This window comes from Brevundimonas sp., from assembly GCF_030656255.1.
Lineage (GTDB): Bacteria > Pseudomonadota > Alphaproteobacteria > Caulobacterales > Caulobacteraceae > Brevundimonas.
This window is the reverse complement of record NZ_JAUSOE010000104.1, coordinates 24,978-50,451: the sequence shown is the minus strand read 5'-3', so window position 1 is coordinate 50,451 and position 25,474 is coordinate 24,978. Positions and strand designations below refer to the sequence as shown.

Below are 25,474 nucleotides of genomic sequence, written 5' to 3'. Positions count from 1 at the left end.
ACGCGTCGATCTTCAGAGCAGAGCCTTCAGAGACTTAGCGACGCGCCTTGCGGGCGGCATAGCGGGCGTCGCGCTTGGCCTTCTGCTCTTCCTTGGTCAGTTGCTTGCGCGCCTTGCGGTCGGCGCGCTTCTCGGCCTCGACCGCTTCCTGGGCTTCGAGATCGGCGGCCATGCGGGCCGCGTCCTTCTCGGCCTTTTCGCGGCGCTGTTCGGCCTTGGCCAGCTCGTGCTGCTGGCGCAGGGCTTCCTTCTCGGCGGCGCGTTTTTCGGCCAGGCGTTCGAATTCAGGGTCGGGGGCGGCGGCCTTCGGCTTGAATTTGGCGAGCAGGGCCTTTTTGGCCTCCTGCTGGGCGGTAATGCGGTCGGAAAATCCGGTCTTCAGATCTTTCATGCGAAAGCGTCAGGGTTCCTTGTGAACAGCCAGGGGCGGCTATCGGGGATCGGGCGGCGACGAAAAAACGCACGGCCAGAAGCGGGCCGCACAAAGCCGATACGCGCGCCAAAAGCAAGGTTCACCGCAGCGAAATCGGACGGACGCACGATTTGACGCGCATATGTCGCGCATCGCCCGTCCAGTGATGCAGATAGGTCGCGCCCCTGCCGAAACAAGGGCGCGGTCCACTCTAGTTCGGTTTCTGGGCCTGACCGACGGCCGCTCCGGCGGCCCCGCCGACAGCCGCGCCGACCGGTCCGCCGACGACGGCGCCGGCCACTGCGCCGCTCGCCGCCTTCTGTTCGATCGTGGTTCCGCAGGCGGCCAGGGCCAGGGTTGCGGCGGCGACGGCCGCCATCACTAGGGGTTTCGACATGAGGCTTCTCTCCAAAGGTGACGCTTCAACGCGACCGCAACGCACAGGTTCCCGAACCAGAACCAAGTCGCGAATACGATCCCTGATCGTAAAATGAACAGAACCCCACAGGCGTTTTAGCTGACATCGCCGACTGTCACATTTGCGAACGAAGACCTACTGCAATGCAATACAGTATTCGATATCATGACTGTCACATTCCAGCCCGGATTGTCATTCCCTCTGTGTGATACAGTGAAAATACCTAATCGTTTCGACGCCTTAACCGCAGGCTTGCGAATCAGCCACATTCAGGTCACAAACTTCGCTATATAGGCCCGTCCTCGACGTCGGGCACAGTGAGCCGAGCGTTGAACGCAGTTGGAACGCGACCGTCAGAGTCGCCCAGCAGGCGAGACTACCCGGGGGCAGCATTTCTCGCCCTGCTGAACAGGACTAACTCGTTGTCGCATTCCTCTCAGACGCGCGCCGCGTCGCGCGCCGATCGTGTGGCGAAGATCAAGCCCATGACGGCTGCAGCGGCCTTTGGCGGTCTGGTGGGACTGGCGATCGGCGGCGCCTATCTGGGCGGAACCCTGGCGCAGGCGAATACGCTGCGCGCCCAGGCCGAACGGATTCAGGGCGCCACCGCCGCCGGCTTCACCGAAGAAGCCCTCTCGGCCGCCGCCGGGGGCCTGGACGCCAGCGCGCTCTCGATCGCACGTCGACACGATCCCTACACCAGCGCAGGCTCCGCCCAGCGCGACCGCCAGGCGGAACTCCTGGCCGCCCGCCTCGACCAGTTGAACGACAACCGCGACCCGAACCTGCGTCGCGCCAATCTGACCACGCCGGTCGGCGCCAAGCCTTTCCGCATGGCCAACGCCCTGGACGCCAGCCGCGATCTCGATTGCCTGACCCAGGTCGTCTATTATGAAGCCCGCGGCGAAGGCCGCGACGGCATGCAGGCCGTGGCCCAGGTGGTCCTGAACCGCGTCCGCCACCCCGCCTTCCCCAAGACCATCTGCGGCGTCGTCTATCAGGGCGCCGCGCGCCGTACCGGCTGCCAGTTCTCGTTCACCTGCAACGGCGCGATGCGCGGTCGGGTGAACTCGGCGGCCTGGAACCGCGCCAAGAGCATCGCCTCGGGCGCCCTGTCGGGCTCGGTCTATTCGGCCGTCGGCAACGCCACCCATTTCCACACCACCGGCGTCTCGCCCGTGTGGCGCAACTCGCTGATCCGGGTGAACCAGGTCGGCAGCCACCTCTTCTATCGCTTCGGCGGTCGGTCGGGCTCCAGCGGGGCCTTCACCTACGCCGCGCGTCCTTCCACCTCGGGCGACCAGCCCCGCCTGATCCAGGCCGGGCTCGATCCGGTCGAGGCCGCCCGCCAGGCCGGCCAGGCCGTCGCCTATTCCCTGGTCCTGGCCCAGGAAGGCCTGACCGCTCCGGAACCGACCGCCCCGGCGCCCCAGCCGCGCCCGCAGACGACGCCTCAAGCCGAAACGACCGCGCCGCGCGCCCAGCCCGCGTCGCAGCCGGCCAACCAGACCGCCGCCCGCACGGCTCGGCCCGTGTCCACGTCCGCCAAGGTCGAGGCCACGGACGTTTCAAACCCGGTCTGATCGCAGCCGGGAGCGTCTTTTCGAAGCCGCTCCCGCGCTACGTCCTCACAGCGCGTCCAGGCCGATGTCCAGCACCGGCGCGGAATGGGTCAGGGCGCCGACCGAGATCACGTCCACCCCGGTCTCGGCGATGGCGCGCACGGTCGTCAGATCGACCCCGCCCGAGGCTTCCAGCATCAGCCGCCCCGCGACCCGCTCCACGGCGGTCCTCAGGTCGTCCAGGCCGAAGTTGTCCAGCATGACCACGTCCGGCGCAGCGCCCTCGGCGATCAGGTCCAGCACGATCTCCAGCTGATCCAGCCCATCCACCTCGACCTCGACCTTCATCAGATGGGGCGCAAAGGCCCGCGCCCGCCGCACGGCCTCGGCCACCCCGCCGCACACGGCCACATGGTTGTCCTTGATCAGGATGGCGTCATCCAGGCCGAAGCGATGGTTCATCCCCCCGCCGCACGCCACCGCATGTTTCTCCAGCGCCCGCAGGCCCGGCGTGGTCTTGCGCGTATCCGCGATCCGCGCCTTGGTCCCGTCCACCGCCTGAACATAGGCCCGCGTCAGGGTCGCCACGCCCGACAGGCGCCCGACCAGGTTCAGCGCCGTCCGCTCGGCCGACAGAAACGCCCGCGCCTCGGCCTCGACCACCGCCAGCACCGCCCCGGCCTCGAAGGCCGCGCCGTCCTTGAGCCGCCGATCGACCGAAGCCTTCGGGTCCATGGCCAGCACCGCCAACCGCACGCAGTCGATCCCCGCCAACACGCCGGGCTTGCGCGCCACAAAACCCGCCTTCATCCGGGCGTCTGCGGGAATACAGGCCATGGCCGTCACATCGCCCGCCCGGCCCAGATCCTCGGCCAGGGCCATCCGCACCACCGGCTCGATCAGAACATCCGGCAAGGACCGGCTCATGCGGCGGGCTCCAGCACGGCCGGACGCATCGCAGAGCGCACATTCCGCACCCGCGTATGGTCCGCCACGGCCGCCGTCTGCGGATAATCCGAGCGATAATGGCCGCCCCGGCTCTCACGCCGATCCAGCGCCGCCTGCACGACCAGACGCGCCGCCTCCAGCGCCGCCGCCGGGCCATGCTGGGTCTCCTGCCGGTCGATAAGGGCGATCAGGCCCGACAGGCCCGCCTCATCCCGCACCACCCCCGCATGGGCCGTCATCGCGGTTCTCAGCTCGGCCAGGACCGCCTCGGGCAGGTCCGGCGTAATCTCGACCGGTAATGGCCGTCCGCCGCCGGTCTCCAGCGCCGCCGCCTGTCCCGCACGCCGCCCGAAGGTCGCCGCCTCAAGCAGGGAGTTGGACGCCAGCCGGTTCGCCCCATGCACCCCGGCGGCCGCACACTCGCCGACCGCATACAGGCCCGCCACCGTGGTGCGCCCGTCGGCGTCGGCGGCGATCCCGCCCATATGATAATGACAGGCCGCCATCACCGGAATCGGACTGATGCGCGGGTCCAGGCCGCTGCGCATACAGGCGGCGAAGACGGCTGGAAACTCGTGCGGGAAGGCCTCGCCGATGGCCGCGCGTGCATCCAGATAGGCGCCCCGTCCCTCCATCCGCGCCGCATGGACCGCCCGCGCCACCACGTCGCGCGCCTTCAGGTCCGCATCGGGCGCCTCGCCCAGCAGGAACCGGCCCTCGCCGTCGATCAGACGCGCCCCCTCGCCCCGCAAAGCTTCGGTCGCCAGCGGCGCAGGATCCAGACCCACGTCGATGGCGGTGGGGTGAAACTGCACGAACTCGGGATCCAGAATTTCCGCCCCCGCCCGGGCCGCCAGCGCCAGGCCTTCGCCCTTCAGCGCCGCCGGCGTCGTGGTGGCCGCAAACAGACCGCCCGCCCCGCCGGTGGCCAACACCACCGCCGTCGCCGTGATCTCGACCAGACGCCCGCCCGGCCCGCGCGCCGCCACCGCCCCGACCACCCGGCCGTCGGCGTCCTGAACAAGCGCTTTCAGCCGCGCGTCTTCCCAGACCGTGATCCGCTTCTCGGCCCGCACGGCCGCTACCACGGCCGACAGGATGGCCCGTCCGGCCCCGTCGCCGCCGACCCGCGCCACGCGCGCCACCGAATGGGCGGCCTCCAGACTGACCACGAAGCCGCCGTCCGCATCCCGGTCGAACGGCGCGCCCAGGGCCGCCAGCCATTCCACCGTCTCGCGCCCCGCCTCGGTCAAGGCCCGCGTCGCCGTGGGCTCGACCAGGCCCGCGCCCGCCGCCTCGGTGTCCTTCGCGTGCAGCTCCGGCGAATCCACAGCCGTCAGCGCGGCCGCCATCCCGCCCTGAGCCCAGGCGGACGAACAGGCGTTCAGCAAAGGCTCCGGCGTCAGCACCAGAACCTCAGCCCCCGCCCGCGCCGCCTCCAGCGCGGCCGACAGGCCCGCCAGACCAGCGCCGACGATCAAGGGCCCGTCATGTCGCGTTCGGTTCATCGCCCGACTCCCAGATAGTTCAGGCCCAGGCTCACCGCCCCGGCCGGATCGCCCCCGACCATGGGCAACAGGGCGCCCAGGGCCGCCGCCGCGCACACGACCAGGGTCAGAAGGTAGAGGGCCAGGCTCTTGCCCGCCTCGGGCCAGCTCAGCGTGCCCCAGGCCGCGCGCCAGACGCCGCGCTTCAGATGGGCGAAGACCGACAGGGCCAGGAAGGCGGCCAGGATGAACCGCCCGGTGGACAGTCCCCACCAGACCACGGCCACGCCGATGACCAGCAGCACGATCTGCTCCAGCCGCGGATGCACCCGCGTCAGCACCGGTCCCAAGGCCCTGGACCCGTCCAGCGGCGGCGCGGGGACCAGGTTCACCAGGTTCAGCATGGCGATGAAGAAGGCGCCCATCAGCCACTCCCCCTGCCCTGTGGCCAGCCACACCCCGACAAACGGGATCATGGCCAACAGGCCGAAGGCCGGCCCGGCCAGGGACACCAGAACCCCGTCCCATTCGCTCTTCGGCTCCCGTCGCGCCTTGGCCAGCCCGCCCAGGAAGGGAATGATATAAATCCGCGCCGGCCCCATCCCCATCCTGTTCATCGCCAGGGCGTGCCCCGCCTCATGGACGAACAGACCGATCAGCACTGCGCCGGCCACGATGGCGCTACCGGTGATCCACCACAGGAAGCCGCCCATCAGGGCCGTCGACAGCAGGGCCCAGATCAGGCTCTGATCCTTCTCGACCGGAATCTCGGCCGGGGCTGCGGGGGCGGCGCGCACGGCCGGGTCCTCGGGCTTGGGATCCCAAGGGCCGGGGATGCGATCGGGCGTGCGGTTCGGGGTGTCGATATTGCTCATGGCGTCCAGATGGGCGCAGCAACCGGTCCCGACCACGAGACCGATCGCCGCGTCACGCTCAGATCAGCTCCACATCGACGTGATGGCGCGCCTTGACCAGGTCATAGCGGGCCGGGACCGCCGGCGGCGGCAGGTCGATCATCCGCTGCACGGCAAGGCGTCCGCGTTCGATCATGTCGGCCGGAACCGTCACCTCGAACTGCATGTGCAGCAGGCAGTCGTGGATGTTCTGCAGCGTGATCCGCTTCATGTGCGGGCACAGGTTGCACGGGCCGATGAACTGCACGCCCGGCACGTCCCCGGCCACATTCGCGGCCATCGAACATTCGGTGATCATCACCACCTGTTTGGGCCGACGCGCCTCGACGTAGTCGGTCATGGCCGCCGTCGAACCGGCGAAGTCCGCCGCCGCCAGCACGTCTTCAGGGCATTCGGGGTGGGCCAGAATTTCCGCGCCCGGATAGGCGGCCCGCATCTCGGCGATGTCGTCCACCGTGAACCGCTCGTGGACCTCGCAGCGGCCCTTCCAGGCGATGATCCCGACTGTCGTCTGGGCCGCGACATTGCGCGCCAGATATTCGTCGGGGATCAGGATGACCCGATCCACGCCCCATTCCTTGGCCGCCCATTCGACCACCTGGACGGCGTTGGCGCTGGTGCAGCAGATGTCGGTCTCGGCCTTCACATCGGCCGTGGTGTTCACATAGGTCACGACCGGCAGGCCCGGATAGCGCTGCTTGATCAGCCGCACGTCCGCCCCGGTGATGGACGAGGCCAGCGAACATCCCGCCCGCAGATCGGGGATCAGCACGGTCTTTTCCGGGCTCAGGATCTTCGAGGTCTCGGCCATGAAGTGCACGCCGGCCTGGACGATCACCTTCGCATCCGACCGCGCGGCCTCCTTGGCCAGGCCCAGGCTGTCGCCGACATAGTCGCCGACCCCGTGGAAGATCTCGGGCGTCATATAGTTATGGGCCAGGATCACGGCGTCGCGCTCGCGCTTCAGCCGGTTGATCTCGCTGATCAACCGCGCCTGTTCGGGCCACTCCAGCGGCGTGACGTGGTCCTTGACCTTCGCCCACACCCCGGCGGTCTCCCGCTCCAGTTCCTTCGTCAGACCAAAGGCCCCAAGGGTCGAACCCTCCGCCATGACCGTCTCCCTAGACCCTTATGCTCAAAGTTAGCATAAGCAAATCCAATGTAGGCCGATGGGGGCCGCGCGCAAGAGAAATCCATTGCGCCCCTCTCACGCATGGGAGAGTTCGCCGCCATCAACGCACGAACCTTTCACAAACGGGGCAATATCGCTTAGACGGACGGCGACTTCATTTCCTCACCCCCGCTTCGCCCGACATTTTGATGCAAGACACCATCCGCCGCATCCTCACCGCCCGCGTCTATGACGTGGCCGAGGAAACGCCCCTCGATCCGCTGCGTCGCCTGTCGGCGCGGCTCGCGCGGCCCGTGCTGCTGAAGCGCGAGGACCTGCAGCCCGTCTTCTCGTTCAAGATCCGCGGCGCCTACAACAAGATCGCCGGCCTGTCGCAGGCCGAACTGTCAAAGGGCGTGATCTGCGCCTCGGCCGGCAATCACGCCCAGGGCGTGGCCCTGGCCGCTGCCCGCCGCAACATCCCCGCCGTCATCGTCATGCCCACCACCACCCCCGCAATCAAGGTTGCGGCCGTCCGCGCCCTGGGCGGCGAGGTGGTCCTGCACGGCGACAGTTTCGACGAGGCCTACGCCCACGCCCGCCATCTGGAGAGCCAGACCGGCGCGGCTTTCATCCACCCCTTCGACGATCCCGACGTGATCGCCGGTCAGGGCACGGTGGGGCTTGAGATCGCCCGCCAGCACGCCGACCCGATCGAGGCCGTCTTCGTGCCCATCGGCGGCGGCGGCCTGGCCGCCGGCATGGCGGCCATCCTCAAATTCCTGCGCCCCGAGACCCGCGTCATCGGCGTCGAGCCGGTCGACGCCCCCACCATGAAGGCCGCCATCGACGCCGGCGAAGTCGTGACCTTGAACGAAGTCGGCCTGTTCGCCGACGGCGTGGCCGTGCGCCGCGCCGGGGATCACACCTTCCGCCTGTGCAAGGACCTGCTGGACGAAATCGTCCTGGTGGACACCGACGCCATCTGTGCCGCCATCAAGGACATCTTCGACGACAGCCGCGCCATCGCCGAACCCTCGGGCGCCGTCGCCCTGGCGGGCCTCAAGGCCTGGGCCGCCGCCCATCCCGGCGCGGGAACGCTGATCGCCGTCAACTCGGGCGCCAATCTCAACTTCGACCGGCTGCGCCATGTCGCCGAACGGGCCGAGATCGGCGAGGGCGCCGAGGCCCTGCTGGCCGTAGCCATGAAGGACGACCGCGACGACTACCGCCGCTTCCTGGACAGCCTCGACGGTCGTTCGGTGACCGAGTTCAACTACCGCTGGTCCGGCGACGGCGAGGCCCAGATCTTCGTCGGCGTCGCCTTGCGCAACGGCCCGCACGAGCGCGACGACCTGATCGCGACCCTGCGTTCCAACGGCTACGCCGTCGAGGACATGAGCGACAACGAGACCGCCAAGCTGCACGTCCGCTACATGGTCGGCGGCCGCACCGTCGGCCTGCCCCACGAACGGATCCTGCGCTTCCAGTTCCCCGAACGGCCGGGCGCCTTCCTGCGCTTCCTGAACAGCCTCCAGCCAGCCTGGGCCCTGACCCTGTTCCACTACCGCAACCACGGCGACGACGTCGGCCGGGTGCTGGCCGGCGTCAGCGTCCCCCCCGAAGAACAGGCCCAGCTGTCCGCCGCCCTCGCCGACCTCGGCTACCCCTACGTCGACGAAACCGCCAACCCCGCCTGCCGCCTGTTCCTGGACGGCGTCTAGACACGCCAAGGGCGGCGACCGTTTCCAGCCGCCGCCCTCAAATCAACCTGATTTAATTCAGGCTTTTTCGATCGCAGCTGCGATCTGATCGGTGCTGTGTCCCGTCAAATCCTTGGCGATTTCGCCGGCCAGCTTGGACTCCAGGTCCTTGTGCCAGTGTTTGCGCAGCTCACCCAGGGTCTTGGGCGCCGCAATCACCAGCAGTTCATCGATCTTGTTGGTGACCGACCATTTGTTCAGAACCTCGGCCACGCCCATGGCGAAACCGTCTTCGGCCTGGGTGTCGTTATCGGGGTTGGCCTCGCTGGAGCGACGGCCGGACGAGCCGGACACCCGATCCTCCATCGCCGGAATCTCCAGCGGCGACAGCCGGATTTCCTGGGCGTTCGTGTTCTTGAACAGGACCAGCTTTTCGCCGTCGACCACCGCCACCAGCGCGCCATTGGATAGTTTCATCGTCGATACTCTTTCGGTCTATGGTCTAGGGTAACGATCCCGGAGCCAGGCCGTTGCCTATCCATTGCGATGACCTGGTGTCGCGGGCCAGCCGATGCGAGCCTCTGCATGATCCCGCCTGCCCGCCTTGACCGTCGAAGCCTCCTGACGGGCGCGGTCGGCCTAAGTCTGCCGGGTTGCGCCGCCCTGCCGGCCCCGACGCTGCATCAGACGCCGCCCCAGGCCGTCTGGACCTTCGACCGGCTGACCGACATCGGCGGCGTCGCGACCAAGGTCGAGGGCGCTCCGGTCCTGATCGACAGCCCCTATGGACGGGCCGTGCGGTTCGACGGGGTGGACGACGCCTTGTTCATAGACCAGCACCCTCTGGCGGGCGCCGAGACCTTCACCTTCGAGGCTCTGTTCCGGCCCGACGGCGGCGCCTTTGAACAACGCTGGCTCCATCTGGCCGAAGAGGCTCCACCCGGCCAGCCGCCGTCCCAGACCCGGTTCCTGTTCGAGATCCGCGTGGTTCAGGACCGCTGGTACCTGGACGCCTTCACGCGCGGCCCCGGCTATAACCACACCCTGATCTTCCCCGAACGCCTCCATCCCTGCGGCCAGTGGTTCCATGTGGCCCAGACCTTCGACGGGCGGCTGTACCGGTCCTATGTCGACGGCGTGCTTCAGGGCGAGGCGCCCCTGGCCTTCACGGCGCAAGGCCCCGGCCGCGCCTCTGTCGGCTGTCGCATCAACCGGCTGAACTATTTCAACGGCGCCGTCCGCCAGGCCCGGTTCACCCCCGCCGCCCTGCCGCCCGAACGGTTCACCCGGCGCTAGATCAGTCGCCCGCCGGCGCCCTCGTGCGCCAGCAGCCAGCGTTTGCGCTCCAGCCCGCCCGCATAGCCTGTCAGGGTTCCGTTCGCCCCGATCACCCGGTGACAAGGCACGATCACCCCGACCGGATTGGAGCCGTTGGCCAGCCCCACCGCCCGCACCGCCCTGGGCGATCCGACGGCGGCGGCCAGCTGGCCATAGCTGCGTGTTTCGCCGGCGGGAATGGCCCGTAACGCCGCCCACACCGCCTGCTGAAACACGGTCCCGCCGGTCTTCACCACCACCGCGTCGAACGCCGCCAGATCGCCGTCGAAATAGGCCGCGACCGCCGCCCGCACCGGCTCAGGCGCCCGTCCTTCCGTCAGGGCGACCGGGCCGTAATGGCGACGCAGCAGGCGCCGCATCCGGTCCTCATAGTCGTGGAAATCCAGCGCCCGCACCGCCCCCTCGGCGTCGGTGACGACCAGCACCTGGCCCAGCGGCGAACCGATCCGATCCAGGGTCAGGGCCAGGCTCAAGCTCTGGGTCACGGGCCGCAGCACCGCCTTCGCTTCAATCTGTTCAGACATCGCCCGTCTCCTTCATCTTCCAGTACAGCGCCCCATAGGCCCGCCACGGCCGCCACCGCTCGGCCCGCGCCATCAGGGCCGCATCCGTTGTCTCAAGCCGGTCGCTGGGCGCATCTTCTCCGGCGTCGATCCAGTCGCCCGCAGGCCGCAGTCCGGCCCAGGCCTCAACGGCCGCGCGCAGGTCCGGATCGCCGGACAGATCGCGCCGGATCGCCTCGGGATCGGCGGCCAGGTCGAACACCCGCCGCACCCGCGCCAGCACCCCGGGCAGGGCTTTCAACTCGTCCACCCGCGCCTCGACCGCCGCCCGGCCCTCCGCCCCGGCGCGCACCGAAACCTCGCCGTCCGTCCCATCCATCGCGACCCGCAACCTGCGCCGCCAGACCCCGTCGGCCACCGCCTCGTCCGGCGCGCCCCGCGCCGCCAGGGCCGACATCATCGCGGTCCAGTCATAGGGCGGGCGATAGGCCAGGCCCAGTTTCACCGCGCCCCCGCCCTCGCTCTCCACCTTGCGCCGACGCAGCTCGGACGGCGGCCGGCCGTACAGGGCCTGAAACGTCTCGTTGAACCGCCGCACGCTGCCGAAGCCCGAGGCCATCGCCACCTCGGCCATCGACAGGTCGCTCTCATGGATCAGCTGTTTGGCCAGAAGCACGCGGCGCGTCTGGGCCACGCTGACGGGCGCCGCCCCCAGATGCTGGCGGAACAGCCGCCGCAGATGCCGTTCCCCCACCCCCAGCCGCGCCGCCAGGGTCTCGGCGTCGCCCCCGTCCAGCGCCCCCGCCTCGATCAGGGCCAGGGCCCGGCTGACGGTGTTCGACGTGCCCCGCCACGCCCCCATCTCCGGCGCCGTCTCGGGGCGGCAGCGCAGACAGGCGCGAAACCCCGCCGCCTCTGCCGAGGCCGCCGTGGGGTGGAACACCACATTCTCGCGCCGGGGCGTCCGCGCCGGACAGACCGGCCGACAATAGATGCCGGTCGAGGTCACGCCCGTGAAGAACCGCCCGTCGAACCGGGCGTCCCGCGCCCCCAAGGCCCGCCAGCAAGCCTCCTGATCCAGCGTCTGTTCCATGGCCCGCAGGATGGCGGTTCAGCCCGGCGATGTCTCGCGGTTTTCGGACATGGATGCTCAGTCCTTCAGATAGAAGATCGCCTCGACCGTCGTGTTCAGCGCCCGCGCCAGATCCAGGGCCACAATGGTCGAGGGGATGAAGACTCCGTTCTCCACCGTATTGATCGTCTTGCGCGACACCTTGGCGGCGTCGGCCAGTTGGGCCTGGGTAAGACCAGCCGCCGTGCGGACCTCCTTCAGCCTCAACCCCAGCCGACTACTCCCCATCGCCGGACGCCTCTCGATCCAGAAGCGCGAACCGCAAGGCCGCCGCCCCCGCCGAAGCCAGCAGAGAGAAGGCCAGCACCAGCGGCGTCCAGTTCGGCGCCCACACGCTGGCGGCCAGCGCCAGGGTGGCGCCCGCCATCAGGACGATGAAGGCCAAGCCCGTCGCGCGCGCTCGGATATGACGGGACAGTTCGTCGTCCAGGAACTTCTTCATCTTCCGCGAACCGCCGTCCCACTCCATCACCGTCATAACAATGAGCCAGCTGAACGTGACGACAATCAGTAAAGGCGCCACAGCCTCATTGACACGCCCGGCGAGCAGATCGTCCGAGAAGCCGACGATCATGATCCCCTCAACCAGAACCATCAGGCTCATGGTGAACAACTGGGTTGTGCGGTTCCGTTGAACGCGATCCCGATACGTCATGATCGCGTCCAGCCGTCGCCGATCTTCGCCGGGCTTGCTGAACCAAGCCAGGATCGCCCCGACTAGCATGGCGGCGCCGCCTGCCCCTGCGACCGCTACGGCCCATTGCGGATAAGGACCGTCTTCGCCGAGGGCCAGCGCGCCGATTCCGATGACGCCCAGCATGAAGACCAACAGAGCAAACCCATGCCGACGGCGGCGGCGACGTTCACGCGCCAGGGTCGCCTGCTTTTCATCCTCATCCATAGGCGCCGCTCCTCAAGACTTTCGCGCCGCAATCCGATTGCAAATCAGCCATCGCGCCCGGCCTCCCGATCCAGCCAGGCGAACCGCAGCCCCGCCGAGGCCCCGCCCAAGGCCAGGACATAGGGCAAGGCCATGACCCCGTACTGGGCACGCCACAACCCCAGGCCCAGGGCCACGGTCAGACCCGTCATCAGCACGACGAAGGCCAGGATCATCGATCTGGCCCGCATCAACTGGGTCAATTCGTCTTCCAGGAACCGGCGGTTCTTGCGTGTGTGCGCGTCCCAACCCATGACGATAAGCGGGATCAGCCAGCCGTACAGAACCGGCAGCAGCACCTGCACATAGGCGCCCAGATTATGGTCCCCGCCCAGGATCCGCCCCATCGCCTGATGCGCCTGCGCCATGAAGAGCAGCAGCACGACGGGCAGCATCACCAGCTGTTGGGTGCGCGCACGCTCCAGCTTGTCACGCCGCGCTCCTTCGCCGCTCGCCGCCACGATGATTGACTGGCCCGGACGCGCGCTCCACGCCCAGATCGCCCCGATGAGCGTCAGAGCAAATCCGATCCCCGTCGCCACGCCGGCCGCCGTCGCCTGGTCGCCTTCTACGCCGGAAACCATCGCGAACCCCGCGCCGCCGACCATGGCTGCGGCGCCGACGACGGCCAGGGCGATCGCCGTCCACCAGCACCGTTTTCTTTCCAGTTTCACGCGCTGGATCGCTTGATCGTCGATGTTGCTCATGTCGCCCTCCTGACGTAACCTTGAGGTGACATATCACCTATAGGTTACACGTCAAGGCCGTTTTCTTTTTCCGTGCCCCGATTAAGGTGTCCCTCTCCCGGGGGGTTCAGTTCATGTCCAGTCATCGTCGTTCCGTGCGTCCGCTCGCCTTCAGCCTGGCCGGCGCCTGCGCCGCCGCCCTGCTGGCGGTTCAGCCCGCCGCCGCGCGCCAGACGGACGCCGACATCCCCACGGTGCGTCAGACCCTGGGCTATGACAGCGGTCAGGAGATCACGCGGGCCGCCGACGTGCGCCGCTATTTCGAGGCCCTGCGCGCCGCCGCTCCGGATCGGATGGCGATGGGCGATTATGCGACGACCTGGGAGGGCCGGCCCCTGTTCTGGGCCGCCGTCGGCTCGCCCGCCAACATCGCCCGGCTGGACCGGATCAAGGCCGACGCCCGCGCCCTCGCCGATCCGCGCCGCACCTCGCCCCAGCAGGCCGCCGCCCTGATCGCGGATCAGCCGGTCCTGGTCTGGATGGCCTATTCGGTCCACGGCAACGAGATCAGCCCCGCCGACGCCGCCATGGAGGCCGCCCGCCGCCTGCTGACCGACCCGACCGCCCAGGCCTGGCTGGCCAACACCGTCGTCGTCTTCGTCCCGACCCAGAACCCGGACGGGCGCGAGCGTTTCCTCAACAGCTTCGCCTCGGGCCGTGGGTCCGCGCCCAATCCAGACCCCGCCTCGGCCGAGCGCGACGAGCCCTGGCCCAGCGGCCGCTACAACCACTATCTGTTCGACCTGAACCGCGACTGGTTCATCCAGACCCAGCCGGAGACCCAGGGCCATTCGGCCCAGGTCCGCGAATGGCGGCCCCAGGTGGTCGTCGACAGCCACGAGATGGGCTCGGACGAGACCTTCTTCTTCCCGCCCGAGGCCGAGCCCCTGAACCCGTGGATATGGCCGCGCACTCTGGAGAACCGCGCCCTGTTCGGCCGCAATACCGGCGCCCGGTTCGACGCGGCGGGCCTGCCCTACTTCAACCGCAAGGTCTATGACGCCTTCTATCCGGGCTATGGCGACGGCTGGCCCGGCTATCTGGGCGCGGTCTCCATGACCTATGAGGCCGGTTCGGCCCGGGGTCTGGCCGCGCGGCGCAGCTCGGGCGAGGTCTTCACCTATGCCGACACGGTCCGCGCCCATCTGACCGCCACCCTGGCCACCATCGAGACGGCCTCGCGCAATCACGACCGGCTGCTGAACGACTTCTACGCCTATCACCGCGACGGGGTGGCGGGACGCGGCGCCTATGTCCTGTCGCGCGCGTCGGATCCCGCCGCCGCCGACCGTCTGGCGGGACTGCTGGTCCGCTCTGGGATCGAGGTCGGGGTCGCGCGCCAGGCCTTCTCCTGCGCCGGTCAGCACCGTGCGGGCGACTATGTGATCAACCTGGCCCAGCCCCAGCGCCGGATGGCCGAGGTGCTGCTGACCCGCGACGTGCCCGTCCCGCCCGCCTTCCTGGCCGAACAGGAGCGCCGTCGCGCGCGCGGCCTGGGCGACGAGATCTATGACGTCACCGCCTGGTCCCTGCCCCTGATGTTCGGCGTCGACGCCGCCCGTTGCAGCAGCGCGCCCGGCGTCGCCGTCGATGCGCGCGGCCCCGAACTGGTCACGCCTGCCGCCGTCCAGAACGCCGAGGCCCGCTACGGCTTCCTCGTCGCCCCCGGTTCGAGCCAGCCGCGTTTCCTCGCCGCCGCCCTCCAGGCCGGGCTGACGATCAGCTCCGCCGACCAGGCCTTCACTCAGAACGGCCGCGACTGGCCCGCAGGCACCCTGGTTCTGCCGAAAGCCGGCGCGCCCGCCTACCTGGTCGCAACCCTGAACCGTCTCGCCGCCGCCACGGGCGCCGAGATCGTGGGCGTGGACGAGTCCTGGGTCGAGCGCGGCGCCGGCTTCGGCTCCAGCGACGTGGTGCGGCTGCGCGCGCCGCGCATCGCTCTGGCCTGGGACAGCCCGGCCGCCCCCGACGCCGCCGGCGCGACCCGTTGGCTGCTGGAACGCGACCTAGGCTATCCCGTCACCGCCATCCGCGCCGCCAGCTTCGGCGAGGCCGACCTGTCGCAATACCAGGTCCTGATCCTGCCCGAGGGCCGGGACTACAAGTCCGTCCTGGGCGAGGACGGGGTCAAGGCGCTCCACGACTGGGTCTCGCGCGGCGGCACCCTGATCAGCCTGGGAACCGCCACCCGCCTGCTGACCGACCCCGACAGCGACATGCTGGCGTCGCGTCGCGAGGACGGCGCCTCGGACAAGGACGACGACAAGCCCGAGAGCCCCGCCCGGATCGCCAACCAGACCGACTACGCCGCCCTGCTGGCCCACAGCGACCACGGCCCGGACTCGGTCGCCGGCGTCCTGGCCCGCGCCCATGTCGATCCCGACCACTGGATCGGCGCCGGCCTGCCGTCCGAGTTGAATGTCCTGGTGCGGGGCGCCGACATCTACGCCCCGCTGATGCGCGGCGAGGGCGTCAACGCCGTGCGGTTCGAAGGTTCCGACCGACTGTTAGCCTCGGGCCAGCTGTGGGCCGAGAACCAGGCCCAGCTCGGTTTCAAGCCGGTCGTGATGGTCGAGACCCTCGGATCGGGCCAGTTGATCGCCTTCACCCAGGACCCGACGGTGCGCGGCTATCTGGAGGGGCTGAAACCTCTGTTCGCCAATGCGGTGTTCAAGGGGCCGGCCCACGTCTCGCCCCGCTGGTAACGACCCGGCGATCAGGGCTGGACACAGGCCCAGACAGGCATAACCTCGTTTTTCGCCCGCAGAGGCGCAAATAGAAAAACGGGAGCTACGCCTTGATACGACTGTCTCTTTCCACCCTCGCCACCATCAGCGCGGCCATCGGGGCCGCCGGCCTGGTCGCCTTCACCGCCACGGCCCAGGACCGTCCGAGCCCGGAACCGGCCGCCTCGGGCCGCGCCCTGCCGGTGGGCGCCTATCGCGAGACCTGCCGCAGCATCAGCCTGAATGGCGACCGCCTGCGCGCGCGCTGCATCGCCAAGGACGGCCAGTCGGTCTCTTCGACCCTGAGCGTCCGCAGCTGCCGGGGGGCCCAGATCCAGAACGACAACGGCCGACTGACCTGCGCCGTCGCGCCCTCCCGCTCGACCTAACGGCCGCTAGCGCCGGTCCCAGCACAGGGACCGGCGCTTCTCACATCGGCCAGAACAGCAGGATGACCGGCGGACCGATCACCAGCACCAGCAGGCTTAGCGGCGCCCCCAGCTTGGGATAGTCTGAGAACTTGTATCCCCCCGGCCCCATGACCAGCGTATTGCACTGGTGCCCTATGGGGGTCAGGAAGTCGCACGCCGCCCCCACCGCCACCGCCATCAGGAATGGGTCGGGCCGGTAGCCCAACTGCTGGGCCAGGGTCGCGGCGATGGGCGCCACCACCAAAACCGTCGCGGCATTGTTCAGGAAGGGCGTCACCGCCATGGCCGCGAACATCATGCCCGCCACCGCCACCACGGGCGGAATGCCTTGGAACACCGACTTCAGCCCCCCGGCGATCAGGTCCGCCCCACCCGTCTGCTGGATCGCGTCCGACACCGGGATCAGGGCGGCGATCAGCACCAGCAGCGGCCCGTCCAGCGCGGCATAGGCCTCGCGCATCTTCAGCCCGCCCATGGCCACGATCACCACCGCCGCCCCGAAGAAGGCGATGGCCACAGGGATCAGGCCGAACCCGACCATCACCATGGCCGCCGCCAGCACCACGGCCGGCAGGAATTTGCGCCGCTTGCCGCCCAGCCGCATCTCGCGCTCGGCCAGCGGCAGCAGGCCCAGGGTCGCCAGCCGCCCCGGCAGGCCGGATTCCGATCCCTGCAACAGCAGCACGTCCCCGGCCTGAAGCTTGGCCGTCCGCAGATGCTGGGTCAGTTCATAGCCGCTGCGCGACACGCCCAGCAGGTTCAGCCCGTATTGGCCGTAAAGGTCCAGCGACCGCACCGACTGCCCCGTCAGGGACGAGTCCGCCCCGATCACCGCCTCGACCAGATGGACCTCGTCCTTGGCCTCTTCCAGCAGCACCGGCCGGTCGCCGCGCACCAGCTTCAGCTTGGTCGCGACGATGAATTCTTCCAGCGCTTCCTGATCGCCCTTGATCAGCAGGGTGTCCCCGGCCCGCACCAGGGTGTTGCCGCGCGGCCGGGTCTTGCGCTTGCCGTCACGGATCAGGGCCATCACCTGGATATCGTCCGGCGCCATGGCCCTGAGGGCGCTGATCGGCCTGACCTCCAGGGTCCAGTCGTCGGGCACCCGCGCCTCGGTCAGATAGGCGTTGGCCGACAGGGCCGCCGATAGGCCGATGCTCCCCGTCCGGTCCTTGGGCAGCAGCCGATAGCCGAAGGCCAGAAACACCAGGGCCACGCCGGTCAGGATCAGACCCACCGGCGCATAGTCGAACATCTGGAACGGCTCGCCGATCATGTCCTGGCGCACCTCGGCGACCAGGATGTTGGGCGCGGTCCCCACCAGGGTCACCATCCCCCCAGCCATGGCGCCAAAGGCCATGGGCATCAGCAGCCGCGACTGTTTGGTCCCCGTGCGCCGGCTGACCTGCAGCGCGACCGGCATCATGATGGCCAGGGCGCCGACGTTCTTCGTCACCATCGACAACAGGGTCACGGCCGTGGTCAGCACCGGCACCTGAGACCGCTCAGTCTTCAGATACGGCATGATCCGCTTCAGGGCCATTTCGACGATGCCGGACTTGGCGAAGGCCGCCGACACGATCAAGGCGCAGGCGATGATCACCGTCACATCGTTGGAGAACCCCTCGAACGCCGCCTCGGCCGGGATCACCCCGATGGCCAACCCCGCCACCAGGGCCGCGACGGCGACCAGGTCATAGCGGAACCGCCCCCAGATGAAGGCCGCGACCGTCAGGCCCACCAGGCCGAAGGCCAAACCCTGTTGTAAAGTCACTCAGTCGCTCTCGCCCCCGGCCGCCCAGCGCCGCCGATGGACAGCAACGGCGAAACCGGCCGGAGGTTCAACGCCCCTTCAACGTCCCGCGACCAGTCGCCCCGCCGCCCGCACCATCCGCCAGATTTCGCCCAGGAAGGCCCAGACCACGATCAGCATCAGGATCGCCGCCAGCCCGCCGCCGTCGCCCGCCGTCCGATGGAAGGTCGACTGGAGGCGCTCGGCGAACTCCGTCACCGTTCCGACCCAGATCACCGGCGTCAGCGGCGACCAGAACCACAGCCACAGCAGACCCCAGGCCGCCGCCGCCCCAAACCCGATGTCGCCCAGGGCCGTCAGCCGCACATCGCCGCCCGACGCCGCCCGCATCAGGTCGAACACCACCTTGGCCGCCGCGAACAGGGTCACGGGCCAATAGGCGGCCTCCACGATCTGTCCCAGGATCCGGCCGTAGTCGACGCCGTCCAGCACCCCCGCCACCTCGTCGGGCCGGATCGAGGCGACCGGCAGCAGACCGGTCCACCACAGCAGCAGGACCGCCCAGGCGATGGCGCTGGACACCGCCCGCGCCACCGGCGACATCTCGGCGCTCTTCCTGACCGCCGGCCCCGACTTGGCGGCCGCGCCCTCGCGCAGCGCCGCCCCGCCGCGCGCCAGCCTCTGGCCCCAGGTCTCGGCGTCGATGTCGCCGCCCAATTCGAACAGGCCCAGGTCCTTGACCCGCCATTTGGCGATGAAGTCCGGCTTCTTCTCCTGCCGCTCCAGCACGAAGCCGATCAAGGTCACCACCCCGATCACCGACACCGCCCCGCTGACCAGGCCGCCGACGACATCGCCGAGGGACTGCCCCACATACAGGTCGCCCCCCAGCACCCGCGCCACCACCCCGACCAGGGTGACGCACGCCATCACCAGCAGCGCGGTCTTCACCGCGAACAGCCACCACGGATACAGCTCCGGCCCGATCAGCGCCTGCGGCCCCGACCGATAGCGCGCCGCCACGGTCAGCGGGTGCCCGACCTCGCGCAGCAGGGCCTCGACCTCGTCATCGCTCGGCGTCCGGCCCAGCCGCTCTTCCAGCGCCTCGAGCCGCCCCATGATCTCGTCACGCAGCTCGGCGACGATGTCGTCGCGCGTCGCCTTCGGCAGCTGGGCCGCCACGGCCTTCAGATAGGATTCAACCAGGTCCATCCCACGCTCTCCCTCTTTCCCGATGTTCACAGCATCTTCTCCAGCGAGGCCGACAGGCCCCGCCATTCGGCCGCCAGCCGCGCCAGCATGGCCTCCCCGCGCGGCGACAGACGATAGAACCGCTTCCTGCGCCGCTCCTCCTCGCGCCACTCGCTGTCCAGCAGCCCCTGACTCTCCAGCCGACGCAGCAGCGGATACAAGGTGCTCTCCTCCATCTCGATCCCGGCTTCGCCCAGCGCGACCCGTAGCGAATAGCCGTATTGCTCGCGCCGCAAGCTCGCCAGCACGGCCAGGATCAACGACCCCCGCCGCAGCTCCAGCCGCAGGCTCTCGAACAGCAGTTCCTCATCCTGGCTCAAACCCGCGCTCCCGACTGACGACGTCGTATAGTGTGTGACACACAGTGTATGGGACATACTGTATGAGGGAGTCAAGTTCGTGACGTTCTCTACGCTTTCAAGAACGAAAAAGGGCGGCGAACCGAAGTCCGCCGCCCTTAGTCCGGTTCGCTTGACGCCGTCCTTAGAAGGACTTGGTCAGGTTCACGAAGGCCGTGCGGCCCAGGTAGTCGTAGCCCGAGTACAGCGGAGCGTTGCCGACCCGGTTGTAATAGCCAGACGAGATGGTCGGCGGGTCTTCGTTGAACAGGTTGCGAACGCCGAGCGTGGCGGTCCAACCGTCGGACGCATATTGGACCGAAGCGTTGTGCAACCAGTAGTCGTCGGTCTCGAGGTCCAGGTCAGAGGTCGCCGGATCTTCTTCGTAATAGGCGTAGCTGTCGGTGCCCTGGATCCATTCGACGCCGTAGCGCACGCGCCACTTGTCCCAGGCGTAGGAGACGTCAGCCGTTCCGGTGAACTCCGGATTGTTGATCATGCCGGTGTAGTCTTCCAGCGGATCTTCGGCGAACAGCTTGCTCGAAATTTCCGTGTACTGGGTGACCGCCAGGTTGAACAGCGCCGTGCCGGGGCCGACGTCCTTGCGATAACGGACCGTGTAATCCAGCCCCTTCACATTGTCGGTGGCCAGGTTGACGTAGCTGTCCGAGACGGTCAGGCCGTTGTCGGCCGGATCACGCGACACCAGGCGGCAGAAGCCGGCGTCGGCCGCGAAATCTTCCGGATTGGAGTCGTAACAACGGTCCAGGATTTCCGCGGCGCCGGTGCGCGACACGCCGTTCTCGACCTCGATCTCGTAATAATCGACGGCGAAGGCCAGATCGCCCCAACCCGAGGGCAGCGGCGGCTGGATCACCAGGCCGACGGTCATGTTGGTCGAAGTCTCGGCCGACAGGCCGGCGTCGGCGCCGCCTTCGGTAATGACCTGAACGCCGGTGGTCGCCTCATAGGTGTCCGGCAGGCCTTCGGCCCGGCAGTTGGCGACCCGGTTGGCGTTTACGCCGTCTGCGCCGAACTCGTTGCAGGCGTCGCTGGCGTTCGACAGGAAGCCCGAGGTGGCGCCCACATACTGCTCGAACAGCGCCGGGGCGCGATACGAGGTGCCATAGGTGCCGCGCAGGGTGATCCAGTCGATCGGACGATAGACCAGACCGACCTTGTAGGTCGTGTCGTCGCCGTAGGAGTCATAATCGGTATAGCGGAACGAACCGTTCAGGGTCAGTTCGCGCACGCCCGGCAGATCGACCAGGATCGGCGCTTCGATTTCGCCGAACACTTCCTTCACCGAGTCCGAGCCGCGCGTGATGGCCGAGGTCGAGTAGTTGTAGGTGTTGCCCAGCTGGGAATCGAGACCAGGGGTGTCGTCGATCTCGGACTCGCGCCATTCGGCTCCGAAATAGCCCATGACGCGGCCGGCCGGCAGGCTGAACAGAGGACCGTCGATGCCGAAGCTGACCACCTTCTCGATGAACTCGGTCGTGCCGGTCACCGGACGGAAGACATAGTCGACCCAATCCTGCGGCAGGGCGCCGGCTATGGTCTGGGTTGTCAGGGCCGGGGCGGCGATACAGCCCGGGTTCGACGCCAGATCAGCGCACTGGAAACCGCCCGAACCGTTGCTGACCACGTCCAGAGACGCGATCAGGTTATCGGTCAGGAACTGTTCGCTGGTGTAGGTCGACTTGGAGCGCGAATAGCTGGCGTAGGCGTCATAGCGCCATTCCGGCAGGAAGAAGTCGCCCTTGATGCCGACGACATAGCGGCCGAAATCGACTTCCTGTTCGGAATGATCGTTGCCGAAGCCGATGAAGGCGCGGACGCCGACGTCATCGCCCTGGTTCAGGCCTTGGTCTGCGAAGGCGACGCTGCCCTGCAAATTGGTCGGGATCAGCGGGCTGCCGACGGCGTAGTCCAGCGCCAGCTGGCGATAGCCGGTCTGCGACGACTTGCGCTGGTTGAACAGGGCTTCGCCGTAGATCTCGGCATTGCCCAGAGCTTGCAGATCGTAGCCGACTTCGCCGTACAGGGTGGTGATGTCCACCGGGGTGACCAGCGACTCGTTCAGCATCCGGTCTTCGAAGGTGTCACGAACATTGACGTCGTTGCCGGTGCCGCCGACGCCTTCAAACCCGACCAGGCCGGTCGTAACGGCCGAGTTCGGACGCCAGCGGTTGAAGGTCGTGCCGACCGCGCCGGGAGCGGCGACGCCGGTTGTCGCGCCCGTGGCGATGGTGTTGATCGTCACGCCGTTTGAGCCGGTCGTGGTGATCGGGTAGCATTTCGACTGGCCGGTCAGCGGATCGATCGAATCCTGACCGTTGCGGAAGCCGTCGGTCTGGCAACGCGTGAACTCGCGGTCGCGCAGGGTCAGTTCGTCGCGCTCGTAGCGTTCGACCGAACCGGCCGCGCGCCAGCGGTCGCCACGCACGCCGGCCGTCAGCGACAGACGGGTCGAACCGCCGGCGCCATTGGCTTCCAGCGGCTCGTTACGCTGGGCCTCGACCGTCACGCCTTCGAAGTTCTGGCGCGTCTGGATGTTGACCACGCCGGCGACGGCGTCCGAGCCATAGACCGACGAGGCGCCGTCGCGCAGCACTTCGACCCGGTCGATGATGGCGGTGGGCAGAACGTTCAGGTCGGCCGCGCCGACCGAGCCGCGCGAACCGGCCGGCGAGACGCGACGGCCGTTCAGCAGCACCAGGGTGCGGCTGGGGCTCATGCCGCGCAGGCCGATGGTGTTGGCGCCCGGACCGCCGTCGGTGACATAGCCGCCGTACGAGTTGTTGATCTGCGAGGTGCCGCCCGTGACGGCGGTGCTTTGCAGCGCCTCGGTGGTCGAGGCGAAGCCCTGCAGGGTCGCCTCTTCGCGCGTCACGACCTGGGTCGGCGACGGGGCGTTATAGTTGTCGCGACGAATGCGCGAACCGATGACGACGATGTCTTCGACGCTGGCGGACCCGTCAGCCTGAGCAACGGCCGCGTCCTGAGCCATCGCGGCAGGAGCTGCAAGCATTGACAGCGACGCCGCCACAATTCCGCCAACCATGGTCGACGACAAAAGGTGATTTTTACGAGTACGCATACGCCTCATTCACAAACAGTATTGAACAATACTTACGGAAACAGCTGGATATCACGGATATATACCACTGCGATGTCAAATACATCCGTTCGGTGACCTTGGTAGGCACACGATTTACATACCGCAACTAAAAAGTCGCATAATTGTACGGAAAAAGGAGAATTTAAGCGCCAATGGCCACACATTGCGACGGAATGAAGCATTACATTTCCACATCACGCCGTTTTCCTGCCATTTTTAGACCTTGAACCGAACACTGACGCCCGCCGCCCACCCTCACTGGCGCCGCAGCATCCCGCACACTAAGTTCTGTTCATGAACCGTTCTTCGACGCCGAAGCCCGCCGCCGCCAAACCCGCCAAGCCCGTCCACACGCCCGACCCCGGCGTGCGCGAGGCCGCCGCGGCCTTCAAGCGCGACACCGGGAAAATGCCGATGTTCGCCCCCGTCACCGGCCCGCGCCTGACGCCGGAGGAGCCCGTCGCCGCGCCCGCCGACTGGGTCCCGCACCGCCCCTCGCATGAGGGCAAGAAGAAGGGCGGCCGCTTCCGGCTCGAGACCAAATACACCCCCGCCGGCGACCAGCCCGCCGCCATCGCCGAACTGGTGGCCCAGGCCGAGGCGGGCGACCGCGATCAGGTGCTGCTGGGCGTCACCGGCTCGGGCAAGACCTTCACCATGGCCAAGGTCATCGAACAGACCCAGCGCCCGGCCCTGATCCTGGCCCCGAACAAGACCCTGGCCGCCCAGCTCTATTCCGAATTCAAGTCATTCTTCCCGGACAACGCCGTCGAATATTTCGTCAGCTACTACGACTACTACCAGCCCGAAGCCTACGTCCCCCGCACCGACACCTATATCGAGAAGGACTCGTCCATAAACGAGCAGATCGACCGGATGCGGCACTCGGCGACGCGGGCGATCCTGGAGCGGGAGGATGTGATCGTGGTGGCCAGCGTCAGCTGCATCTACGGCATCGGCTCGGTCGAGACCTATACGGCCATGACCTTCACCCTGAAGGTGGGGGACCAGATCGACGAGTCGAAGCTGCGGGCCGACCTGATCGCGCTGCAGTACAAGCGTAACGACCTGACCTTCGACCGGGGCATGTTCCGCAAACGCGGCGACACCATCGAGATCTTCCCCGTCCACCAGGAGGACCGGGCCTGGCGCGTCTCCCTGTTCGGCGACGAGATCGAGTCCATCGCCGAGTTCGACCCCCTGACCGGCAAGAAGACCGCCGACCTGGCCGAGATCACCGTCTACGCCGCCAGCCACTATGTGACCCCGCGCCCGACGCTGAACCAGGCCGCCGCCGGCATCAAGGCCGAGCTGAAGGAGACGCTGGACTGGATGATCGAGAACGGCAAACTGCTCGAGGCCCAGCGGCTGGAGCAACGCACCCGTTTCGACCTGGAGATGATGGAGGCCACCGGCAGCTGCGCCGGCATCGAGAACTATTCCCGCTGGCTGACCGGCCGCGCCCCCGGCGAGCCCCCGCCCACCTTCTTCGAATACATCCCCGACAACGCCCTGCTGTTCGTGGACGAGAGCCACGTCACCATCGGCCAGATCAACGGCATGTTCCGCGGCGACTACCGCCGCAAATCCACCCTGGCCGAATACGGCTTCCGCCTGCCCTCCTGCATCGACAACCGCCCGCTGAAGTTCGAGGAATGGGAGGCCATGCGCCCCCAGACGATCCACGTCAGCGCCACCCCCGGCGCCTGGGAGATGGACCAGGCCGGCGGCGTCTTCGTCGAACAGGTCATCCGCCCCACCGGCCTGATCGACCCGCCGGTCGAGATCCGCCCGGTCAGCGGCCAGACCCGCAACCAAGTCGACGACGTTATCGACGAGGTCAAGGCCACCACCCGCGCCGGCTACCGCTCCCTGGTCACCACCCTGACCAAGAAGATGGCCGAGGACCTGACCGAATACATGCATGAACAGGGGATCCGCGTCCGCTACATGCACTCCGACGTCGACACGCTGGAACGGATCGAGATCCTGCGCGACCTGCGTCTGGGATCCTTCGACTGCCTGATCGGCATCAACCTGCTGCGCGAGGGTCTGGACATCCCCGAGTGCGGCCTGGTCGCCATCCTGGACGCGGACAAGGAGGGCTTCCTGCGCTCCGAGACGTCGCTGATCCAGACCATCGGCCGCGCCGCGCGCAACATCGACGGCCGCGTCATCCTCTACGCCGACCGCATGACCGGCAGTATGGAGCGCGCCATCGCCGAGACCGACCGCCGCCGCGAACGCCAGATGGCCTACAACACCGAACACGGCATCACGCCCGAAAGCGTCAAGCGCGACATCAAGGAGCTGATGGACAGCCCCTATGAGTCCCGCGAGATGGACCGCCTGACCCGCCCCGGCGTCGCCGAAGCCTCCAAACCCTTCGTCGGCTCAAACTTCCAGGCCGCGCTCAAGGATCTGGAAGGCCGCATGCGCGAAGCCGCCTCCAACCTGGAGTTCGAGGAAGCCGGCCGCCTGCGCGACGAGATCAAGCGCATGAAGCTGCTGGACCTGGAATTCGCCAACGAGGCCCTGACGGGGGCGGGGGAAGAGGTGGACCGGTCGGCGCCGAAGAAGTGGCGCGCGGAAGCGGCGGCGGAGAAGGCGGAGGCGTTTAGGAAGGGGCGGCTGTAG

The 25,474-nt window shown here is 68.1% G+C and carries 22 protein-coding genes; 6 read left to right on the top strand and 16 right to left on the bottom strand.

From position 1 onward, the window contains the following. Window positions 1–34: 34 nt before the first annotated feature. Window positions 35–391: a DUF6481 family protein gene (locus Q7J26_RS10685; RefSeq protein WP_304936432.1), complete on the bottom strand. Its 357-nt coding sequence runs from the start codon at window positions 389–391 to the stop codon at window positions 35–37. A gap of 232 nt (window positions 392–623) precedes the next feature. Next, complete coding sequence (locus Q7J26_RS10680; protein ID WP_304936431.1) at window positions 624–809, bottom strand: hypothetical protein; 186 nt, start codon at window positions 807–809, stop codon at window positions 624–626. Window positions 810–1,315: 506 nt separating this feature from the next. On the opposite strand from Q7J26_RS10680, the gene Q7J26_RS10675 reads away from it, so the two are divergent. Beyond that, a complete protein-coding gene (locus Q7J26_RS10675; RefSeq protein WP_304936430.1) occupies window positions 1,316–2,413 on the top strand; it encodes a cell wall hydrolase in 1,098 nt (365 codons plus the stop codon). A 45-nt stretch (window positions 2,414–2,458) separates the two neighbouring features. On the opposite strand, the gene nadC is transcribed toward Q7J26_RS10675, so the two are convergent. From nadC to nadA, 4 genes are read right to left on the bottom strand one after another with little or no spacing between them, the layout of a single operon-like run. Further along, window positions 2,459–3,319, bottom strand: coding sequence for a carboxylating nicotinate-nucleotide diphosphorylase (gene nadC / locus Q7J26_RS10670; RefSeq protein WP_304936429.1), 861 nt, complete (start codon window positions 3,317–3,319; stop codon window positions 2,459–2,461). After that, a complete protein-coding gene (locus Q7J26_RS10665; RefSeq protein WP_304936428.1) occupies window positions 3,316–4,848 on the bottom strand; it encodes an L-aspartate oxidase in 1,533 nt (510 codons plus the stop codon). The genes nadC and Q7J26_RS10665 overlap by 4 nt, the downstream gene beginning before the upstream one ends. Then, window positions 4,845–5,738 carry a metalloprotease gene (locus Q7J26_RS10660; RefSeq protein ID WP_304936427.1) on the bottom strand — a complete coding sequence of 298 codons (894 nt, stop codon included), beginning with the start codon at window positions 5,736–5,738 and terminating at the stop codon, window positions 4,845–4,847. Before Q7J26_RS10660 ends, Q7J26_RS10665 begins: the two co-directional genes overlap by 4 nt. 22 nt (window positions 5,739–5,760) lie before the next feature. Continuing rightward, window positions 5,761–6,852 (bottom strand): quinolinate synthase NadA, encoded by a 1,092-nt coding sequence (gene nadA, locus Q7J26_RS10655; protein WP_304936426.1) that lies wholly within the window; start codon window positions 6,850–6,852, stop codon window positions 5,761–5,763. Between the two features lie 206 nt (window positions 6,853–7,058). Here nadA and ilvA point away from each other — a divergent pair, with 206 nt between their 5' ends. After that, a complete protein-coding gene (ilvA, locus tag Q7J26_RS10650; protein ID WP_370651935.1) occupies window positions 7,059–8,576 on the top strand; it encodes a threonine ammonia-lyase, biosynthetic in 1,518 nt (505 codons plus the stop codon). Between the two features lie 57 nt (window positions 8,577–8,633). Here the strand turns inward: ilvA and Q7J26_RS10645 are convergent, their stop codons facing one another. Next, window positions 8,634–9,032, bottom strand: a complete 399-nt coding sequence (locus Q7J26_RS10645) for a host attachment protein (protein WP_183198216.1) — start codon at window positions 9,030–9,032, stop codon at window positions 8,634–8,636. 108 nt (window positions 9,033–9,140) lie between these two features. Here Q7J26_RS10645 and Q7J26_RS10640 point away from each other — a divergent pair, with 108 nt between their 5' ends. After that, the gene (locus Q7J26_RS10640; protein WP_304936424.1) at window positions 9,141–9,851 is read left to right on the top strand and encodes a LamG-like jellyroll fold domain-containing protein; all 711 of its coding nucleotides are present in this window, start codon (window positions 9,141–9,143) and stop codon (window positions 9,849–9,851) included. Here Q7J26_RS10640 and Q7J26_RS10635 read toward each other — a convergent pair. The 5 genes from Q7J26_RS10635 to Q7J26_RS10615 are packed head-to-tail and all read right to left on the bottom strand — an operon-like array spanning window position 9,848 to window position 13,175. Further along, window positions 9,848–10,417, bottom strand: a complete 570-nt coding sequence (locus tag Q7J26_RS10635) for a methylated-DNA--[protein]-cysteine S-methyltransferase (RefSeq protein WP_304936423.1) — start codon at window positions 10,415–10,417, stop codon at window positions 9,848–9,850. The genes Q7J26_RS10640 and Q7J26_RS10635 overlap by 4 nt on opposite strands. After that, the gene (locus Q7J26_RS10630) at window positions 10,410–11,489 is read right to left on the bottom strand and encodes a bifunctional transcriptional activator/DNA repair enzyme AdaA (protein ID WP_304936422.1); all 1,080 of its coding nucleotides are present in this window, start codon (window positions 11,487–11,489) and stop codon (window positions 10,410–10,412) included. The genes Q7J26_RS10635 and Q7J26_RS10630 overlap by 8 nt, the downstream gene beginning before the upstream one ends. A gap of 57 nt (window positions 11,490–11,546) precedes the next feature. Then, the gene (locus Q7J26_RS10625) at window positions 11,547–11,756 is read right to left on the bottom strand and encodes a helix-turn-helix transcriptional regulator (protein ID WP_154726509.1); all 210 of its coding nucleotides are present in this window, start codon (window positions 11,754–11,756) and stop codon (window positions 11,547–11,549) included. Next, on the bottom strand, window positions 11,746–12,429 hold the full coding sequence (locus Q7J26_RS10620) for a hypothetical protein (protein ID WP_304936421.1): 684 nt from the start codon (window positions 12,427–12,429) through the stop codon (window positions 11,746–11,748). Before Q7J26_RS10620 ends, Q7J26_RS10625 begins: the two co-directional genes overlap by 11 nt. 44 nt (window positions 12,430–12,473) lie before the next feature. Continuing rightward, a complete protein-coding gene (locus Q7J26_RS10615) occupies window positions 12,474–13,175 on the bottom strand; it encodes a hypothetical protein (protein ID WP_304936420.1) in 702 nt (233 codons plus the stop codon). 113 nt (window positions 13,176–13,288) lie between these two features. Here Q7J26_RS10615 and Q7J26_RS10610 point away from each other — a divergent pair, with 113 nt between their 5' ends. Next, entirely contained in the window at window positions 13,289–15,919 is a 2,631-nt protein-coding gene (locus tag Q7J26_RS10610; protein ID WP_304936419.1) for a M14 family metallopeptidase, read from the top strand. Between the two features lie 92 nt (window positions 15,920–16,011). Beyond that, window positions 16,012–16,329 carry a hypothetical protein gene (locus Q7J26_RS10605; RefSeq protein ID WP_304936418.1) on the top strand — a complete coding sequence of 106 codons (318 nt, stop codon included), beginning with the start codon at window positions 16,012–16,014 and terminating at the stop codon, window positions 16,327–16,329. Window positions 16,330–16,369: 40 nt separating this feature from the next. Here the strand turns inward: Q7J26_RS10605 and Q7J26_RS10600 are convergent, their stop codons facing one another. From Q7J26_RS10600 to Q7J26_RS10585, 4 genes are all read right to left on the bottom strand, one after another. Continuing rightward, complete coding sequence (locus Q7J26_RS10600) at window positions 16,370–18,145, bottom strand: SLC13 family permease (protein ID WP_304936417.1); 1,776 nt, start codon at window positions 18,143–18,145, stop codon at window positions 16,370–16,372. A 78-nt stretch (window positions 18,146–18,223) separates the two neighbouring features. Next, window positions 18,224–19,336 (bottom strand): hypothetical protein, encoded by a 1,113-nt coding sequence (locus tag Q7J26_RS10595; protein ID WP_304936416.1) that lies wholly within the window; start codon window positions 19,334–19,336, stop codon window positions 18,224–18,226. Window positions 19,337–19,362: 26 nt separating this feature from the next. Beyond that, window positions 19,363–19,695, bottom strand: a complete 333-nt coding sequence (locus Q7J26_RS10590; RefSeq protein WP_304936415.1) for a PadR family transcriptional regulator — start codon at window positions 19,693–19,695, stop codon at window positions 19,363–19,365. Between the two features lie 163 nt (window positions 19,696–19,858). Next, window positions 19,859–22,747, bottom strand: coding sequence for a TonB-dependent receptor domain-containing protein (locus Q7J26_RS10585; RefSeq protein ID WP_304936414.1), 2,889 nt, complete (start codon window positions 22,745–22,747; stop codon window positions 19,859–19,861). 384 nt (window positions 22,748–23,131) lie between these two features. Here Q7J26_RS10585 and uvrB point away from each other — a divergent pair, with 384 nt between their 5' ends. After that, on the top strand, window positions 23,132–25,474 hold the full coding sequence (gene uvrB / locus Q7J26_RS10580) for an excinuclease ABC subunit UvrB (protein ID WP_304936413.1): 2,343 nt from the start codon (window positions 23,132–23,134) through the stop codon (window positions 25,472–25,474).

What these genes read in the sequence shown, in the direction of transcription:
- Q7J26_RS10640 (WP_304936424.1), top strand. Translation starts at nt 9,141, where the DNA reads ATGATCCCGCCTGCCCGCCTTGACCGTCGAAGCCTCCTGACGGGCGCG.
- Q7J26_RS10585 (WP_304936414.1), bottom strand. Translation starts at nt 22,747, where the DNA reads ATGCTTGCAGCTCCTGCCGCGATGGCTCAGGACGCGGCCGTTGCTCAG.
- Q7J26_RS10615 (WP_304936420.1), bottom strand. Translation starts at nt 13,175, where the DNA reads ATGAGCAACATCGACGATCAAGCGATCCAGCGCGTGAAACTGGAAAGA.
- Q7J26_RS10610 (WP_304936419.1), top strand. Translation starts at nt 13,289, where the DNA reads ATGTCCAGTCATCGTCGTTCCGTGCGTCCGCTCGCCTTCAGCCTGGCC.
- Q7J26_RS10595 (WP_304936416.1), bottom strand. Translation starts at nt 19,336, where the DNA reads ATGGACCTGGTTGAATCCTATCTGAAGGCCGTGGCGGCCCAGCTGCCG.
- uvrB (WP_304936413.1), top strand. Translation starts at nt 23,132, where the DNA reads ATGAACCGTTCTTCGACGCCGAAGCCCGCCGCCGCCAAACCCGCCAAG.
- Q7J26_RS10635 (WP_304936423.1), bottom strand. Translation starts at nt 10,417, where the DNA reads ATGTCTGAACAGATTGAAGCGAAGGCGGTGCTGCGGCCCGTGACCCAG.
- nadA (WP_304936426.1), bottom strand. Translation starts at nt 6,852, where the DNA reads ATGGCGGAGGGTTCGACCCTTGGGGCCTTTGGTCTGACGAAGGAACTG.
- Q7J26_RS10675 (WP_304936430.1), top strand. Translation starts at nt 1,316, where the DNA reads ATGACGGCTGCAGCGGCCTTTGGCGGTCTGGTGGGACTGGCGATCGGC.
- Q7J26_RS10620 (WP_304936421.1), bottom strand. Translation starts at nt 12,429, where the DNA reads ATGGATGAGGATGAAAAGCAGGCGACCCTGGCGCGTGAACGTCGCCGC.
- Q7J26_RS10680 (WP_304936431.1), bottom strand. Translation starts at nt 809, where the DNA reads ATGTCGAAACCCCTAGTGATGGCGGCCGTCGCCGCCGCAACCCTGGCC.
- Q7J26_RS10630 (WP_304936422.1), bottom strand. Translation starts at nt 11,489, where the DNA reads ATGGAACAGACGCTGGATCAGGAGGCTTGCTGGCGGGCCTTGGGGGCG.
- Q7J26_RS10685 (WP_304936432.1), bottom strand. Translation starts at nt 391, where the DNA reads ATGAAAGATCTGAAGACCGGATTTTCCGACCGCATTACCGCCCAGCAG.
- Q7J26_RS10665 (WP_304936428.1), bottom strand. Translation starts at nt 4,848, where the DNA reads ATGAACCGAACGCGACATGACGGGCCCTTGATCGTCGGCGCTGGTCTG.
- Q7J26_RS10645 (WP_183198216.1), bottom strand. Translation starts at nt 9,032, where the DNA reads ATGAAACTATCCAATGGCGCGCTGGTGGCGGTGGTCGACGGCGAAAAG.
- nadC (WP_304936429.1), bottom strand. Translation starts at nt 3,319, where the DNA reads ATGAGCCGGTCCTTGCCGGATGTTCTGATCGAGCCGGTGGTGCGGATG.
- Q7J26_RS10625 (WP_154726509.1), bottom strand. Translation starts at nt 11,756, where the DNA reads ATGGGGAGTAGTCGGCTGGGGTTGAGGCTGAAGGAGGTCCGCACGGCG.